This window comes from Bartonella birtlesii IBS 325 (assembly GCF_000273375.1).
Taxonomy (GTDB): domain Bacteria; phylum Pseudomonadota; class Alphaproteobacteria; order Rhizobiales; family Rhizobiaceae; genus Bartonella; species Bartonella birtlesii.
Map to the genome: position 1 here is coordinate 430,553 of NZ_CM001557.1, position 16,341 is coordinate 446,893.

Genomic DNA, 16,341 nt, shown 5'->3' on the forward strand with positions numbered 1-16,341 from the left:
ACTTATTTGGTGCCACTTATACACTTATAAACTGTTTTATAAAGTATTTTTCAAAAACATCTTCTTTTTCTTTACCTAGCCTTCTGCTTATCGGCAAGTGGATGATGCTCATTAACAAGACGATAAAGTCCTGCTTCCAACACATGGGTATAAATCTGAGTAGTAGCAATATCAGAGTGCCCTAATAAATGTTGAACAGCACGCAAATCAGCACCATTTTGCAAAAGATGGCTCGCAAAAGCGTGGCGCAACACATGGGGAGAAAAGCTGTTACTCTTTATTCCTGCTCTCGCGGCAAGACTTTTTAATTCCCGTGCAACAAGTTGTCGAGCAATATACCCTGCCTCTGAATACGCAGGAAAGAGATAAGGGCTTGCCGCATCCTTTCTTTGATCGCGCAAGTCTAACCACTGCGAAAGAACTTGGCATGCTTTTTTTGATAAAAGCACCATTCGTTCTTTTTTACCCTTACCGCGAACTAAAATACTATATCCCTTCCCTCGGACAGCCTGCACCGGAAGACTCACCAACTCACTAATACGCAGCCCTGTTGCATAAAGCATTTCGGTTAACAGCTGAAGACGCAATGCACGAAAATGATTTTTTGACCCATAATCCGCTTGATTCACTTCCAATTGTGCTAAATCAAGTAATTTTATTACTGCATCTTCACCTATAATTTTCGGTAAAGGACGCCCCTGGCGTGGTGTATCAATATCATGAGAAGGATCATTTGCTCTTAATCCCTCTGCATAAAGAAATTGATAAAATTGGCGCAAAGTCGATAAACGACGTGCTTGTGAAGATGCCGCAACACCAAGAGTATGCATAAGCGACAAAAGACCAATTAAATCTTCTTTTTGTGCAGTAAAAAGCGAAACAGATTGCGAAGACAAAACCTCCTGTGCCCACTGTAAATCATGCTGATAAGCCGCAAGCGTATGGTCAGAAGCACCTCGTTCAGCACTCATCATCTCAAGAAAACGATCTATCACAGCAGCATTTTTCATTTCATTGACCCACTTTTGAAGAAAGATTCAATGAATCCAAAGGAACATCGATATACATATCCACAGTTACTGGTTTAACAAAAACCACAAGAGCGATCATAACGGTAAAAAGGATAACAAGTGAAATAAAAAGAATCATTAAAAATCTGGTCAACGTTGGCATAAAATAATAAATTCTCCCACGAACACTCCATCTTTTATTATGTCTTATAAAGATTAACAGGAATTGACTTTAAAGCAGATAAATGCCGAAATAAGTTATGGAAAATTATCGACTGAAACATATTCCGATGACAAAAATAAAAAACCAGCTTTTATCATCTCTTAATAACCGAGCCCTTGTCTTTGTTGGTCTAATGGGTGCAGGAAAATCAGTTATCGGTAAACGTGTTGCCACCATGCTTCATTTACCCTTTTATGATTCTGATAACGAAATCGAAAAAGCCTCAAAAATGACCATAACCGAACTCTTTAAAACTTATGGTGAATCAGAATTCCGCGCTCTTGAACAGCGTGTTATTTTCAACTTGATAAAAAAAAGTCCTCTTATTTTAGCAACAGGTGGTGGTGCTTACATAAATCAAGACATCCGAAAAACCATTCAGCAAAATGCTATATCCATCTGGCTCAAAGTTGATCTTAATATCCTCATGCAACGAGTCTCAAAGCGCAAAACGCGACCACTTCTTCAAACAGAAAACCCCACAGAAACCATGCAAAAACTCATGGAACAGCGTTACCCTATTTATGCAAAAGCAAACGTAACAGTTAACAGCCATAAAGAAAGCCGTCTTACCATAGCAAAAGCCGTCATACGGTCTGTACAACATTACCTCGATACAGAAAATAACGATAGAAAGAACAAATATGCAAACCAAGACCGTTACTATTAAACTAGACAAGCACTGTTACGATATTATCATTGGCCCAAATCTCATTGCGCAAGCGGCTTTGCAAATTAAGCATTCTCTTCAGCAAAAAGATTCGCATCAAACACGTTTGGCAATTATTACAGATACAAATGTTGCCTCCCTCCACTTGGAGACATTACAGAAAGAGTTTACAAAAAATAAAATTCATACCGTTCCAATTGTTGTAGAAACAGGAGAACAATCAAAATCATTTTCAACCTTGCAAAATGTCATTGATAAAATTCTTTCTGCACGTTTAGAGAGAGGTGACTGTGTTATCGCTTTTGGTGGTGGTGTCATTGGCGACCTAGGAGGGTTTGCCGCAAGTATCATACGCCGCGGCATGAATTTTATTCAGATGCCCACAACATTGCTTGCACAAATTGACTCCTCTGTTGGAGGAAAAACCGGCATCAATAGCAAATATGGCAAAAATCTTATAGGCACTTTTTATCAACCGCAATGTGTTATTGCTGACACTTGTATCCTTGATACCCTACCATTGCGCGAATTTCGCGCCGGTTATGCAGAAATGGTCAAATATGGTCTCATTAACCAGCCTGACTTCTTTGCATGGCTTGAAAAAAACGCACAAGAAATTTTTTCCAACAGCCCTATGCGAACAGAAGCTATTGTTCGCTCATGCCAATTCAAAGCCGATATTGTAGCACGTGACGAATACGAAACAGGAGAGCGTGCACTCTTAAACCTCGGTCATACATTTGGACATATGCTTGAAACAGCAACCACCTATGATTCAAACCGCTTAATTCACGGCGAAGCTGTAGCAATTGGAATGATTCTAGCTCACCAATTCTCCGCTCAACTGAATTTAATAAACCCCGCACTCACAGACCGCATCGAAAAACACCTTAAAGCCGTAGGATTACCAACGCAACTCAAGGATATACCAGGAACACTACCAGATGCTGAAACACTGATGGCCCTCATTTCCCAAGATAAAAAAGTGTCGCAAGACAACCTAACGTTCATTTTAACACGTGGACTTGGTCAATCATTTATTGCAAAAAATGTTTCACCAGACGCAGTTTTATCGTTTCTGGAACAAAAATTAGCGAAAATTCGTTAATTCATATTGAATATAATTGATTCGTTTTTATACTTCTATTAAAGAACAATTATGATGATGTCTGCGTAGCTCAGTAGGATAGAGCACAGGATTCCTAAAGAAATTGGGCGCTTTAAGGAGAAATTCTTAAAGTGGATCTGCTCAAATTCGGGGAAATCTTCATAGGAAACTATATGCCAATCCCGAGCCAAGCCTCTTTTGTAAGAAAGAGGAAGGTGTAGAGACTGAACGGGCAGCGCCTAAAGAGCATAGTCTCTATGGTGAAGAGACAGTCCAGACCACAAACAGCTTGTAAAGCTGGCGGTGAAAATCGAAGTGGTATGAATCCTGGGGTCGCAGGTTCGAATCCTGCCGTAGACACCATCATATGAGTCAAATGATTCCTTTGCACAATATAGGGAAATATTATGAAAAAAACTTTACATATTTTAGGATTTTTGGCCACTTCAAGTCTTTTTAGTTTAGGCAATACTTTTGCTGCTTCTTTAGTCATCGAAGTACCAAATGATCCAGAACCAACAACACAAACCGTAACCTATCAATGTGATACAGGCACAAATAAAGAACGCGTTGAAGCAACCTATCATAATGCTGACCATATTTCGTTAGTCGATTTCAAGTGGAAAGGTGATCGCATTATCGCAGCCAATGTTATCGCTGCTTCTGGAGCAAAATTTGTGGGAGAACAATATATCTGGTGGGAAAAAAATAAAGAAGTTACACTCTTTGATCTCATTAACGATCCAGAAGAAAAAAAACCTATCCTTTGTAAAGATGAATCAACATTATTATTCTAAAAAACTTAAGGAGACATTATGAAAAAAACTTTACATATTTTAGGATTTTTAGTCACTTCAAGTCTCTTTAGCCTAAGCAATACCTTTGCTGCTTCTTTAGTCATTGAAGTACCAGACGATCCAGAACCAACAAAAGAGACTATTGCGTATCAATGCGATATAGACACAAAAAAAGAACGTGTTGAAGCAACCTATCTCAACGCTGGCAATATTTCGCTCGTTGACTTCAAATGGAAAGGCAAGCGCATTATTGGTTCGCGTAGCATGAGTGCTTCTGGAGCAAAATTTGTGGGAGGTCAATATGTATGGTGGACAACTAAAAATGAAGCCGTATTTTACGATCTCATCAGTGATCCCAAAGAAGAAAAGCCCATTCGCTGTGTAGAAGAAGAACAAGAAACAAAATAAAAACACGATTCACATATCATAAATCGCGCTGGCCTTTATCGCATGACTCATCTTTTGATATAGATGTTTGTTCTTCCATCCGACGCGTTAAAAGAGCCAGCGGTCTCTCTCCCAATCTATTTTCTGCATGGTGTCGATAAGCTGCCGCCTGTGACACAAGCATAGAAGCAATCGGTATTGTTACAAGCAAAAAAACCATCAGTAAAGCTTCATGAAAAACAAATTTATGATCCACAAACACTGAATAAAGAAACGAGGCAATAAGAATACTGCCAGCCCCCCAACTCGTACTCAAAGAGAGCATGTGTAAACGCTTATAAAAATTGGAAAGACGCACCAATCCTATTGTTCCAACCAATGTGAGGGCAGATCCCAAGATTAAAAAAGCTGTGACGATAAGAGCAACAGTAAGTGATATATCATCCTTCATTCAATAATCTCCCCTCGCATAAGAAATTTGGCTAAAGCAATACTTGATACAGGACCCAATAGCCCAATAATGAGAGCAGCAATAAAATAAATCGTTGTTCCTGAACGAATATCAAAAGTCAGAAATAAAAGAATCGTGATTATATAAAGGGCATCTAACCCCACAATTCTATCTTGTGCTCGTGGACCACGAATCAAGCGAAAAAAAGCAAATATCATCGCCAAACTTAAAAGAAATTGTGACAAAAAGATCCCCCAATAAAGAATCACCATACTCATGAGAAAATCTCCAAAAGCAACTGTTCATAGCGTTGTTTGATAAACTGTTGGTAATTATATCCATCTTCAAAATCTAAAACATGCAGCAAAAGTTCACTACTTTTTCTATTATAAGCAATCCAAACAGTTCCTGGAGTAACAGAGAGAATACATGCTAAAACAGCCAAAGCGCTACGACTCTCAAGTAAAAGAGGCACCACAATGAAACCAGATTGCTGCTTTTGAGTTTTTTTGTTAAAACAAAACGCACCACTGAAATATTTGCAATAATAGAATCAATAAATACGCGAAAAATCAACAGGAAAACTGCACGCCAACTTTTAATAGTGATTTTTTCCGGTTCAAGAAACCGCATTATCCAACTACTAAACAAAGCAATTATAATTCCTAAAAGCAACTGACCTAAACTAAAGTCATTTAAGGTCAACCACATGCAAACAATCGCAATACTGAAAAAAGGAAAAGGACAAAAATAACTCATCGATTCATCTCCCTCTTTTTGAGAGAAAAATCATCTAAAACGCTTTCAATATAATATTGAGGATTATATAAAATCTTAGCTGTTTCAGACATATAACGGCTAACAGGACCAGCCATAATTGTTATAAGAAAACACAAGGCAAGCAAAATAGCAATGGGTGCAAACTCAATCACCTGCACACGCGGAACCCTTCCTTCAAGAGAAACCCAAAAAGTTCGAATACCCGCTCTTGTCAGAGCAATCAAAGCAGCAAAACCAGAGAGCGTGACAAAAATTACAAAAAGCCAATCTTGGTAAACCAGTAGAGAATCAGAAAAGCTTTCTTTACTATGATTTAGAATTGCCATGAACATCATAAATTTAGCAACGAAACCAGAAAAAGGTGGTAGACCAATAATTAAAAGTGCACACAGACCAAAACATCCCCCAAGAATCGCCAAGGTTGCCGGCAAATGGATCCCTACTTCATCTTCCTCCTCCTCCTCTTCATCGTCCCCATAGACTTCCATTGTAACAGTCAAAACATTCGCCGCTATATCTTGACAGCGTTCCACCAACTCCACCAGAAGAAAAAAAGCGCCCAATGCTAAAGTTGAAGAAACAATATAAAAGAGAGCACCTGCTGTCAGTGCTGTATTACCGATCCCAATTGCTGCCAACAATGTGCCAGAAGAGACAAGAACGCTATAAGCTGCCAAACGTACCAAAACTTGACTAGCCAAAATTCCAATAAAACCAAAAGCCATGGTAGCAAGCCCACCATAAAACAAAATCACATGACCAAAATAGCTAAAATGTTCACTTTCAGGTCCAAACCATAGCAATACTAAACGTAAAATAATATAAATACCCACTTTGCTCAAAAGTGCAAAAGAAGCTCCCACAGGTGCAGCAGCAGCACTGTAGGTTGGCATTAACCAAAAATTAAGTGGCCACATTCCTGCTTTGAGTAAAAAAGCGATTCCTAAAAGCGCAGCACCTATTTCGAATAAAACAATATCCGTTGAAGATATCTGTTTTATTTTTACAGCCAGATCAGCCATATTCAAGGTACCAACCACTCCATAAATGAGTGCCGCACCAATAAGAAATAACAAGGAAGCAACAAGATTAACCGCCACATAATGTAACCCCGCACGTACGCGTAATTGACCAGAACCGTGCAAAGCAAGCCCATAAGAAGCAGTTAACATCACTTCAAAAAACACAAATAAATTGAACAAATCCCCTGTTAAAAAGGCACCATTTATTCCAACCATAAAAAACTGCATCAGTGATTGAAAATGAGGACCAGCTTTGTACCAATGTGCTTGAGCAAAAACCAACGCAGCAACCATTAACAAGCTGGAAAGTAAAAGCATCATAGCGCTTAAACGATCAAGAACCAAAATGATTCCAAAAGGAGAAGGCCAGTTGCCAAGCCGATAAATCTCCGCAGTCGGTGCAACTTCAAGAACACGTATCACCAATAAAATAGAAATAATAACCAACAATCCGGAAGAAAAAAGACTAATGAACGATTTAAGTTTTGCACGGCGCTCATCATAAAAAAGCAGGAGTGCTCCAGTGATTAACGGTAAAAGAATAGGCAAAATGAGAAGATGACTCTGGTGATCTTCCATCATTGCACCTCACGCCCATCAACATGATCTGAACCGGTTAATCCGCGCGAAACCAACAAAATAACCAGAAATAAAGCTGTCGTTGCAAAACCAATCACTATTGCTGTTAAAACCAGCGCCTGTGGAAGAGGATCGACGTAATTTTCTGGATTAATCACCACAGAAAGATCAACAATTGGGGCAGCATTGCTACGCGGTCTACTCATTGAAAACATAAAAAGATTGACACCATAGGAAATCAAAGACAACCCAAGAATAACCTGAAAAGTTCGTGGACGTAAAATGAGCCAAATACCAGAACCAACAAGAATACCAATAGCCAAAGAAAGAACAATTTCCATTAATTTTCCTTTTCTTTTAAAGGAGGTTTCTTACCGATTCGGTAACTACGAATGGATTGGTGCGCAAGTGCAATTAAAATGAGAACAGTTGCTCCCAACACAAGAGAAAACACGCCAAGATCAAACAAAAAAGCAGAGGCCATAGGAACATTTCCAATCAACGGAAGATGCGCATATTGAAAAAAGGAAGTTAAAAAAGGAGTGCCAAAAAACCAAGCCCCCATTCCCGTTATAACAGACAACAACAAGCCAAAGCCCATCCAACGTAAAGGCAAAATTTTCAAATGAGCTTCTACCCAACGAATATCACGAGCAAGATATTGCAAAATAAAGCCTATCGCTAAAGTTACCCCACCAACAAATCCACCCCCTGGAAGATCGTGCCCGCGTATAAACAAATAAACTGAAAAAGCAATAATAACCGAAAAGAGCCATCCCATAATAACAGCTGGAATAGCAAGATAATTTAAAACTGTATCGCCCACATTCCGATCAGGCTGAGCCATATCAAAAGCTTTTTGAACACGCTGTTGTAAAGGTGCATCAATACTTTCAGGAGCAGGACGAAACCGTCGTAAAAGGGCAAAAACAGTGAGTGAAACAATACCCAAAACAACAATCTCTCCCATAGTATCAAAACCACGAAAATCAACCAACAACACATTGACAACATTGCGCCCTCCCGCACCAGAATAAGCATTTGTCAGAAAAAAATCAGAAATTGTTGTATCTTGAGGGCGTGTCATCATTGCAAAAGAAAGCCACGCTACACCAACACCTCCCACAAGAGCTATAACAAAATCACGAACACGACGCAAACGAACAAATAAATGAACAGAGGTTGGAGCAGGATAATATAAACGCTTAGGCAACCACCGCAAACCCAGCAACAATAAGACGGTTGTCACCACTTCAACAACCAATTGTGTGATTGCCAAATCAGGCGCGGAGAGCCATAAAAAGGTTGCACAAGTCATCAAACCAGCACCACCCAACAGCATAAGTGAGGCAAGACGATGAAACTTTGCTTGCCAAGCAACTAAAAGTGCACATGATCCACCCACCAGCCAAAGAGCCAAAAAAGGTATATCAAGTGGGAAAAGTGGTAACGACCCCACTGAAATAAAACCATCATACCAAAGTAAAAGACCAACAAATGCAAAACACAGCACAAAAATCCAATGTAATTGAATTTGCAAACGACGTGTTGACAAAGCAGCTTCAACCGCACGTGCCCATTTCCAAGAAATAATCACAAGAATGCGTTCAAAAATACGCGTACCTTTCAAATGACGAAAAAAAGGGGCACCATCATCACAAGATAAAAAATAACGACGTCCAACAACATAGAGGAAAACGCCTCCTGATAAAGCCACCAAACTCATCATTAATGGAGTATTAAACCCATGCCAAACAGCCAAACTATAAGGAATTGTCATAGGTCCTAAAACAGAAACAACCGCATTATCCAAAATAGGTCCTATTGTTAAATTAGGAAAAATACCAACCGCCAAACAAATAAACACTAAAAGCTCCATGGGTAAGCGCATAAAATGCGGTGGTTCATGAGGAGATTTGGGTAAGTCAACAGTTTTTTTCCCAAAAAAAACACCATGAATAAAACGTATAGAATAAGTCACGCTAAATAGACTCGCCAGTGTTGCTACATAGGGTGCAATCCAATCAAGCCATGAGTCCATATGCATTTCTACTGCTTCGGCAAAAAACATTTCTTTCGATAAAAAACCATTCAACAAAGGAACCCCAGCCATTGCTGCACTCGCCACCAAAGCAAGAGTCGCCGTGATAGGCATAAAATGATAAAGGCCTGTCAATTTACGCATATCACGTGTCCCCGTCTCATGATCAATAATGCCAGCAGCCATAAATAAAGAAGCTTTAAAAGTAGCATGATTGGCCATATGAAAGATTGCCGCAACACATGCAAGCGGACTACCAAGACTTAAAAGCGTGGTAATCAATCCAAGGTGACTAATCGTTGAGTAAGCAAGCAGCCCTTTCAAATCTTGCTGAAACATAGAACAATAAGCACCAAGAAGAAGTGTTGCGAGTCCTGAAAAACCAACCATCCAAAACCAAATTTCTGTTCCAGAAAGTACAGGCCATAAACGTACAAGCAAAAATAACCCTGCTTTTACCATTGTCGCTGAATGCAAATAAGCCGATACAGGTGTTGGAGCTGCCATCGCATTAGGCAACCAAAAATGAAAGGGAAATTGTGCACTTTTTGTTAACCCTCCCAATAAAATACAAATAAGAACAAGATTATAAAGAGAGCTTGATCGGATCACATCTCCAGACTGCAACACCTTATCCAAATCAAAACTTCCAACAATGTGGCCGATCAATAAAATTCCCATAAAAAGGGCAAAACCACCAAAACCTGTGATTGTTAAAGCCATCCGCGCCCCCTCACGCGCACTTGCATTATGATACCAATACCCGATCAACAAAAAAGAAAAAATGCTGGTAAGTTCCCAAAAAATAACCAAAAAGACAAGATTGCCTGATAAGACTATCCCTGTCATAGATCCCATAAATGCCAGAAAAAAAGAAAAAAACCGCGGTACAGAATCTGCCGGATCCATATAATAACGCGCATAGACAACAACAAGCAGCCCAATTCCTGTAATGAGCAAACAAAAAAGCCATGACAAACCATCTATACGGAGAATAAGATCAACTCCCCACTCTGAAAGCCAAGAAATATCTAAGCGCACAACACGATTTCTGTGAACTTCTGGATAAAGTGTTATTGTAAAAACAAGAGTGAAAAGTGCAATAATCCCAGCAAACCACGCTTCATTATTTCTTGCTGTCGAACGAAAAAAACCAATAACAGCACTTCCGCCAAGGGGAAGCAAAACGAGCAACATCAACATTGCTTCCCGTGTTGTCATGCTTTAGCTCCATCCTGCCTCTAAATATTTTGTCATCGACAAAATAAAAATTTACATCATCACCCCCTCATTTTGCACTTAACGATAATAAGATTTAATAAAACTTAAAAGTATTTTAAATTTTTAAAAACAACTGTTGCGTGAAAAAATATTCAGCACACAAACTACCTTTTTATTTTAAGAACGGGAACGAGAACGACAAGGGCTGATAGAGATTTTTCTACATTAATAATTTCTATCCTTTTAAAAAGCGCGAAAGACAGGGCTTGCGAGGGCCATGAAAAGGCTGATAACTATTATCATCTTTATTGTAAGAACGATAACGTGCCCGACAAGATTCAATATGTTGCTTAAGTATCCATGGCTCATTTTTTTCCAACGAAGAAATTAAAAATTTATTTTTCACACCTGAGACAGCTTTCAATGGTGCCTGTTTTGTATTTAGATGCGATAAAGCAACAAAAGCGACCTCAGGATACCACCAATTATCTCTATACTTAACATAACCACGCCGATAATTATGATACCCCTTGAAACCATTAAGCTCTCTACGCCCCGTAAAAATCAAAGGCACCGAATTCTCTTGAACAAAAGCTTGAGGAACTACTTTAGCTTTAGCATCGCTGCTGTTTTGCGAAAAATCAATAATACTGGTTGTTATAATAAAAAAGCAGCCAATAAATAAAAACACTAAAGCATAATATAATTTTTTTGTCATACACATAACGCAAGTCTCAAAACAACAAAAACAAAACTCAGTTGCAGAAAGCCTCTCTATTGCTAGACAAAAACAGATTCTTTTTTTAAAACTGCTTTTTCTTGAGACATTCTGTTGCTCTTTGTACTAAACGTTAATCTTAACAATAAGATCCCTTCAAAAGAGAATGGATAAACAATGATAAAAACCCCCTATTATCTTATAGATAAAACGAAGCTCATAAAAAATATGAACGTTATTACGCGCTTACGCGAAATGTCCGGAGCAAAAATTTTGCTTGCTTTGAAATGTTTTGCCACATGGAGTGTTTTTGATTTAATGTCTGAGTTTATGGATGGGACCACATCATCATCCCTGTATGAATTACATTTAGGAAGAGAAAAATTCGGCAAAGAAACCCATGCCTATTCAGTTGCTTGGGCAGATGATGAAATTGATGAAGCTTGTAGTTATGCAGATAAAATCATCTTTAATTCAATCCAACAGCTTCAACGTTTTGCTAACGCTACAAAAACCATTCAACGAGGTCTAAGGTTAAATCCAGGCATCAGTGCATCAAATTTTGATCTTGCTAATCCTTCTCGTCCTTTTAGTCGTTTGGGTGAAACGAACCAAAGCGCGATTAAAGAAGTTTTGCCTCTCATAAATGGCTTGATGATCCACAACAATTGTGAAAATGCTGATTTTAATCTTTTCAACAAAATGTTGAGTCACATGGAAGAAAAATTTGCAGAACTCTTTACTGCCGTTGATTGGATAAGCCTTGGTGGTGGAATTCATTTTACAGCTGAAAATTATCCCCTAGAAACTTTTGCAGAACGCTTAAAACATTTTTCAAAAACTCATGGTGTCACCATTTTTCTAGAACCAGGAGAAGCTGCTATAACAAAAAGCACCACATTAGAAGTAAGTGTTCTTGATACATTATATAATGAAAAGAACCTTGCTATCGTTGATAGCTCAATTGAAGCCCATATGCTTGACCTTCTCATCTATCGCGAAAATGCAAAATTAGAACCAAATCAAGGACCTCATGAAATTATGGTCTGCGGAAAATCTTGTCTCGCTGGTGATATTTTTGGAACATTTCGGTTCCCTGAACCTCTTAAAATAGGTGATAGACTGTCCTTTCAGGATGCAGCAGGCTATACAATGGTTAAGAAAAACTGGTTTAATGGCGTTTCAATGCCTGCCATTGTTATTAAAGAATGTGATGGCACATTAACACTTCAACGACAATTTAATTACAATGATTATCAGACAAGTCTTTCATGAAAGAATAACCGTAAAAAAGCATTATACAACAAACAGTATTGAAAAGGAGATAACCCCACGATGAAGAAAAATGTTCTCATTATTGGTGCTGGAGGTGTTGCACAAGTTGTTGCGCATAAATGTGCTCAAAATAACAATATATTTGGTGAAATCCATATCGCTTCACGAACGCTCAAAAAATGTGAAGCCATCATTACTTCTATTAAAGAAAAAAATGCAATGAAAGAACAAGGTGTTCTTATGGGCCACATGCTCAATGCAATGAACATAGAAGAAACTGTAAATCTCATCCAAAAAACCAAATGTGAAATTGTCATCAATGTTGGATCAGCCTTTCTTAACATGTCAGTTCTTTCAGCTTGCATCGAAACCAAATGCGCTTATATTGATACTGCTATTCATGAAGATCCTTTAAAAATTTGTGAAACACCGCCCTGGTATGGCAATTATGAATGGCCCCGTCGTCAAGAATGTGAAAAAGCTGGTATAACTGCTATTTTAGGTGCAGGTTTTGACCCAGGCGTCGTGAATGCTTATGCAGCGTTAGCGCGTGAATGTTATTTCGATAAGATCACAGATATCGATATTATTGATATTAATGCCGGAAGTCATGGGCGTTGGTTTGCCACTAATTTTGATCCAGAAATTAACTTTCGTGAGTTTACGGGACAAGTATGGTCTTGGCAAAATAAAAAATGGGTTTCCAATCAAATGTTTGAAGTCAGCCATGAATGGGATCTTCCCGTTGTTGGAAAACAAAAAGCTTACATGACGGGACATGATGAAATTCATTCATTATCCAAAAATTTTGATGTTCAAAATGTCCGTTTCTGGATGGGATTTGGTGAACGTTATATCACGGTTTTTACAGTTCTAAAAAATCTCGGCCTCTTATCCGAACAACCTATTAAAACAGCAGAAGGACAAGAAGTCGTTCCTTTAAAAGTCGTAAAAGCTGTCTTACCCGATCCCGCCTCTTTAGCACCAGAATACACAGGAAAAACTTGCATTGGGAACCTCATTAAAGGTGAAAAAGATGGAAAACCAAGAGAAGTTTTCATCTATAATATAGCCGATCACAAACAAGCTTTTAACGAAACCGGTGCCCAAGGTATTTCTTACACAGCCGGTGTACCAGCCGCAGCAGCAGCCCTTCTTATTGCCACCAGCGAATGGGATGTTAAAACCATGGTCAACGTAGAAGAATTACCACCACATCCCTTCCTCAAACATCTCGATCATATGGGACTCTCCACTTGGATACGAGAACAACAAGAAGAAAAAAAATTATATTTTTAAAACTTTACAAACCAATAATGGATACAGAAAAACCGCCCTTTTAAAGGGCGGTTTTTTCAAAAAGCATCATAGAGTACTAAAAAGCACACCTAGATTTAAATATGAAGCGGTTTAGCAAACGTAGCTAAAGCTGCCTCCCGCACTGCTTCTGATAAAGTAGGATGTGCATGGCAACAACGCCCCAAATCTTCTGATGAACCACCAAATTCCATTAAAACTGCAATTTCATGGATCATTTCACCAGCACCAAATCCAAGAATATGTCCACCTAAAACCCGATCTGTCTTTTTATCAGCAAGGATTTTAACAAATCCATCATTTTTTTGCATCGCACGTGCACGACCATTAGCCATGAAGGGAAATTTGCCAACATTATACTCAATACCGGCAGCTTTAAGTTCTTCTTCTGTCTTTCCTACACTAGCAATCTCCGGCTGTGTATAAACAACACTAGGAATGACATCAAAATTAACATGTCCCTTTTGACCTGCCAAAATTTCTGCCACAGCAACACCTTCTTCCTCCGCCTTATGCGCCAACATTGGTCCTTTAACAACATCACCAATCGCATAAATTCCTGGAATACTGGTCTGCCAATGCGCATCAATAGAAATAAAACCGCGCTCATCCAACTGAACACCAACCTCAATCAAACCAAGACCTTCCGTGTATGGAAAACGTCCAGTAGCAATGAGCACAACATCAGCTTCTAAAGTTTCAGATTCACCACCTTTGGCCGCTTCAAAAGTTACCTGGGCAGTTGCACCAGATTGTGTAATAGCTGTTACTTTTGCACCAGTCTTATACTCAATCCCCTGCTTTTCCATGATTTTTTGAAACTGCCGTGAAACTTCACCATCCATTGATCCTAAAACTTTATTAAGATATTCAATAATGGTAACTTTAGCCCCCAAGCGACTCCAAACCGAACCAAGTTCTGAACCAATAACACCGGCTCCCACAACAATCATGCGCGTTGGCACTTTTTCAAGAGCAAGGGCTCCCGTAGAAGAAACAACAACCTTTTCATCAATTTCAACATTTAATCCAGGAATACCTGCACTCTCTGAACCTGTAGCAATGATAATATTTTTTGTTTCAATTTTTTGTGTGCTACCATCCCGTGCAACAACTTCCACATGACCTGCGCTTAAAATTTTGGCTGTACCCCAAAAAGTATCAACTTTATTTTTTTTCATCAAAAAAGAGATACCACTTGTATTGGCTGTCACAACAGCTTTTTTATGCGCCATCATTTGTTCAAGATTAAGCTTAGATTTTGCAATAGAAATACCAAGTGTTTCAAAACCATGTTGTGTTTCAGCAAACACTTCTGATGCATGCAACAACGCTTTAGAAGGAATACAGCCAACATTAAGGCATGTCCCCCCTAATGCCACACGTTTTTCAATAATTGCTGTTTTTAGCCCCAATTGTGCCGCTTTTATTGCCGCAACATAACCACCTGGCCCAGCTCCAATCACAACCACATCGTAAGACATCCGTTTTTCCTTTCATCCTGAAAATTGTACTTTTACAAGTCAAGAACAAGGCGTTCCGGATCTTCTAAACTTTCCTTAACACGCACAAGAAAAGTCACTGCTTCTTGGCCATCTACAATACGATGATCATAAGAAAGTGCCAGATACATCATAGGACGAATCACAATTTGTCCATCCACAACCACGACCCGCTCTTTAATCGCATGCATTCCCAAAATACCAGACTGTGGTGCATTCAAAATTGGCGTCGACATTAACGATCCATAAACCCCCCCATTTGTAATGGTAAAAGTTCCACCCTGCATATCAGAAACAGCCAATTTTCCATCACGAGCAAGACGTCCCAAACGACCAATTTCTTTTTCAATTTCTGCAAGTGACATCTGATCAGCATTACGCACAACAGGAACAACAAGTCCTTTATCCGTTCCAACAGCAATTCCTGCATTAACATAGTTTTTGTAAATAATATCTGTTCCATCAATTTCTGCATTAACAGCAGGAAGTTCCTTTAATGCATGACAAACAGCCTTGGTAAAAAATCCCATAAAACCAAGCTTAACACCATGTTTTTTTTCAAAAATATCTTTATAACGCTTACGTAAATCCATTACCGCAGACATATCAACCTCATTAAATGTGGTTAACATTGCCGCTGTATTTTGAGCATCTTTAAGACGACGAGCAATTGTTTGACGCAATTTTGTCATACGAACACGCTCTTCATGTACTTCTTGAACAGGAGTAGCCAAAGAGCTGGATGTAGAAACTGCAGGAGAAGGTGCTTTTGTTTTCCGTTCTAAAACCCCAAGAACATCCTCTTTGAGAATTTGTCCACGCTTTCCAGAACCAGAAACATCACTTTTTATAATACTATTTTCTGCCATCATTTTCGCTGCTGAAGGTGCAGGAGGCATTATACCGCTGGAAGAAGACTGTCCCACCGCAGATTCAGCCGCAAGAATAGGTGTAGCAGCAGGCGAAAATGACTGAGAAACACCTGCAGTTCCTGCTTCAATCGCCCCTAAAAGCGCATTCACTTCAACTGTATCGCCTTCCTTTGCAATGATTTCAGATAATTTCCCCGCAACAGGTGAAGGAACCTCAACCGTTACCTTATCAGTTTCTAACTCAATCAAAGGTTCATCCATAGCAACAGTCTCGCCAAGCTTTTTAAACCACTTACCAACAGTCGCTTCGGTAACCGATTCGCCCAAAGTAGGAACACGAATTTCAGTAGTCATAATATTTTTCCATA

General features: G+C 39.0%; 15 protein-coding genes and 1 pseudogene. 6 read left to right on the forward strand and 10 right to left on the reverse strand.

Annotated elements, in window-relative coordinates; translation table 11 throughout:
* Nucleotides 1-71: 71 nt before the first annotated feature.
* The gene (locus QWU_RS02315; RefSeq protein WP_017196118.1) at nt 72-1,010 is read right to left on the reverse strand and encodes a site-specific tyrosine recombinase XerD; all 939 of its coding nucleotides are present in this window, start codon (nt 1,008-1,010) and stop codon (nt 72-74) included.
* A 260-nt stretch (nt 1,011-1,270) separates the two neighbouring features.
* Between QWU_RS02315 and QWU_RS02325 the strand changes: the two genes are divergently transcribed.
* From QWU_RS02325 to QWU_RS02345, 4 genes are all read left to right on the forward strand, one after another.
* Complete coding sequence (locus QWU_RS02325; RefSeq protein WP_026017271.1) at nt 1,271-1,903, forward strand: shikimate kinase; 633 nt, start codon at nt 1,271-1,273, stop codon at nt 1,901-1,903.
* Nucleotides 1,878-3,011 (forward strand): 3-dehydroquinate synthase, encoded by a 1,134-nt coding sequence (gene aroB, locus QWU_RS02330; RefSeq protein WP_006589931.1) that lies wholly within the window; start codon nt 1,878-1,880, stop codon nt 3,009-3,011. Before QWU_RS02325 ends, aroB begins: the two co-directional genes overlap by 26 nt.
* A gap of 407 nt (nt 3,012-3,418) precedes the next feature.
* On the forward strand, nt 3,419-3,808 hold the full coding sequence (locus tag QWU_RS02340) for an MliC family protein (protein WP_006589932.1): 390 nt from the start codon (nt 3,419-3,421) through the stop codon (nt 3,806-3,808).
* Between the two features lie 18 nt (nt 3,809-3,826).
* Nucleotides 3,827-4,216, forward strand: coding sequence for an MliC family protein (locus tag QWU_RS02345; RefSeq protein ID WP_006589933.1), 390 nt, complete (start codon nt 3,827-3,829; stop codon nt 4,214-4,216).
* A 16-nt stretch (nt 4,217-4,232) separates the two neighbouring features.
* On the opposite strand, the gene mnhG is transcribed toward QWU_RS02345, so the two are convergent.
* The 7 genes and pseudogenes from mnhG to QWU_RS02380 form a co-directional block, all read right to left on the reverse strand.
* Nucleotides 4,233-4,646, reverse strand: coding sequence for a monovalent cation/H(+) antiporter subunit G (gene mnhG, locus QWU_RS02350; protein WP_006589934.1), 414 nt, complete (start codon nt 4,644-4,646; stop codon nt 4,233-4,235).
* Nucleotides 4,643-4,924 (reverse strand): K+/H+ antiporter subunit F, encoded by a 282-nt coding sequence (locus QWU_RS02355; protein WP_017196121.1) that lies wholly within the window; start codon nt 4,922-4,924, stop codon nt 4,643-4,645. The genes mnhG and QWU_RS02355 overlap by 4 nt, the downstream gene beginning before the upstream one ends.
* Nucleotides 4,921-5,405: pseudogene (locus QWU_RS08930) on the reverse strand (Na+/H+ antiporter subunit E). Before QWU_RS08930 ends, QWU_RS02355 begins: the two are co-directional and overlap by 4 nt.
* A complete protein-coding gene (locus tag QWU_RS02365) occupies nt 5,402-7,027 on the reverse strand; it encodes a monovalent cation/H+ antiporter subunit D (RefSeq protein ID WP_006589937.1) in 1,626 nt (541 codons plus the stop codon). Before QWU_RS02365 ends, QWU_RS08930 begins: the two are co-directional and overlap by 4 nt.
* On the reverse strand, nt 7,027-7,368 hold the full coding sequence (locus tag QWU_RS02370; protein WP_006589938.1) for a Na+/H+ antiporter subunit C: 342 nt from the start codon (nt 7,366-7,368) through the stop codon (nt 7,027-7,029). The genes QWU_RS02365 and QWU_RS02370 overlap by 1 nt, the downstream gene beginning before the upstream one ends.
* Nucleotides 7,368-10,289 (reverse strand): monovalent cation/H+ antiporter subunit A, encoded by a 2,922-nt coding sequence (locus QWU_RS02375; RefSeq protein WP_006589939.1) that lies wholly within the window; start codon nt 10,287-10,289, stop codon nt 7,368-7,370. The genes QWU_RS02370 and QWU_RS02375 overlap by 1 nt, the downstream gene beginning before the upstream one ends.
* Before the next feature lie 235 nt (nt 10,290-10,524).
* On the reverse strand, nt 10,525-11,013 hold the full coding sequence (locus tag QWU_RS02380; protein WP_006589940.1) for a BA14K family protein: 489 nt from the start codon (nt 11,011-11,013) through the stop codon (nt 10,525-10,527).
* A gap of 171 nt (nt 11,014-11,184) precedes the next feature.
* Here QWU_RS02380 and QWU_RS02385 point away from each other — a divergent pair, with 171 nt between their 5' ends.
* Together QWU_RS02385 and QWU_RS02390 are read left to right on the forward strand one after the other, a co-directional pair.
* Nucleotides 11,185-12,282: a carboxynorspermidine decarboxylase gene (locus QWU_RS02385; protein ID WP_006589941.1), complete on the forward strand. Its 1,098-nt coding sequence runs from the start codon at nt 11,185-11,187 to the stop codon at nt 12,280-12,282.
* Between the two features lie 60 nt (nt 12,283-12,342).
* Entirely contained in the window at nt 12,343-13,581 is a 1,239-nt protein-coding gene (locus QWU_RS02390) for a saccharopine dehydrogenase family protein (protein WP_006589942.1), read from the forward strand.
* A 95-nt stretch (nt 13,582-13,676) separates the two neighbouring features.
* Here the strand turns inward: QWU_RS02390 and lpdA are convergent, their stop codons facing one another.
* Entirely contained in the window at nt 13,677-15,083 is a 1,407-nt protein-coding gene (lpdA, locus tag QWU_RS02395) for a dihydrolipoyl dehydrogenase (RefSeq protein WP_006589943.1), read from the reverse strand.
* Nucleotides 15,084-15,115: 32 nt separating this feature from the next.
* Nucleotides 15,116-16,327 (reverse strand): 2-oxoglutarate dehydrogenase complex dihydrolipoyllysine-residue succinyltransferase, encoded by a 1,212-nt coding sequence (gene odhB, locus QWU_RS02400; RefSeq protein WP_006589944.1) that lies wholly within the window; start codon nt 16,325-16,327, stop codon nt 15,116-15,118.
* Nucleotides 16,328-16,341 lie beyond the last annotated feature (14 nt).

Excerpts from the sequence above, each read along its gene's own strand:
- aroB (WP_006589931.1), top strand. The coding sequence starts at position 1,878 with ATGCAAACCAAGACCGTTACTATTAAACTAGACAAGCACTGTTACGAT.
- QWU_RS02380 (WP_006589940.1), bottom strand. The coding sequence starts at position 11,013 with ATGTGTATGACAAAAAAATTATATTATGCTTTAGTGTTTTTATTTATT.
- QWU_RS02375 (WP_006589939.1), bottom strand. The coding sequence starts at position 10,289 with ATGACAACACGGGAAGCAATGTTGATGTTGCTCGTTTTGCTTCCCCTT.
- QWU_RS02315 (WP_017196118.1), bottom strand. The coding sequence starts at position 1,010 with ATGAAAAATGCTGCTGTGATAGATCGTTTTCTTGAGATGATGAGTGCT.
- mnhG (WP_006589934.1), bottom strand. The coding sequence starts at position 4,646 with ATGAAGGATGATATATCACTTACTGTTGCTCTTATCGTCACAGCTTTT.
- QWU_RS02345 (WP_006589933.1), top strand. The coding sequence starts at position 3,827 with ATGAAAAAAACTTTACATATTTTAGGATTTTTAGTCACTTCAAGTCTC.
- QWU_RS02365 (WP_006589937.1), bottom strand. The coding sequence starts at position 7,027 with ATGGAAGATCACCAGAGTCATCTTCTCATTTTGCCTATTCTTTTACCG.
- lpdA (WP_006589943.1), bottom strand. The coding sequence starts at position 15,083 with ATGTCTTACGATGTGGTTGTGATTGGAGCTGGGCCAGGTGGTTATGTT.
- QWU_RS02385 (WP_006589941.1), top strand. The coding sequence starts at position 11,185 with ATGATAAAAACCCCCTATTATCTTATAGATAAAACGAAGCTCATAAAA.
- QWU_RS02390 (WP_006589942.1), top strand. The coding sequence starts at position 12,343 with ATGAAGAAAAATGTTCTCATTATTGGTGCTGGAGGTGTTGCACAAGTT.
- QWU_RS02370 (WP_006589938.1), bottom strand. The coding sequence starts at position 7,368 with ATGGAAATTGTTCTTTCTTTGGCTATTGGTATTCTTGTTGGTTCTGGT.
- QWU_RS02325 (WP_026017271.1), top strand. The coding sequence starts at position 1,271 with ATGGAAAATTATCGACTGAAACATATTCCGATGACAAAAATAAAAAAC.
- odhB (WP_006589944.1), bottom strand. The coding sequence starts at position 16,327 with ATGACTACTGAAATTCGTGTTCCTACTTTGGGCGAATCGGTTACCGAA.
- QWU_RS02355 (WP_017196121.1), bottom strand. The coding sequence starts at position 4,924 with ATGAGTATGGTGATTCTTTATTGGGGGATCTTTTTGTCACAATTTCTT.
- QWU_RS02340 (WP_006589932.1), top strand. The coding sequence starts at position 3,419 with ATGAAAAAAACTTTACATATTTTAGGATTTTTGGCCACTTCAAGTCTT.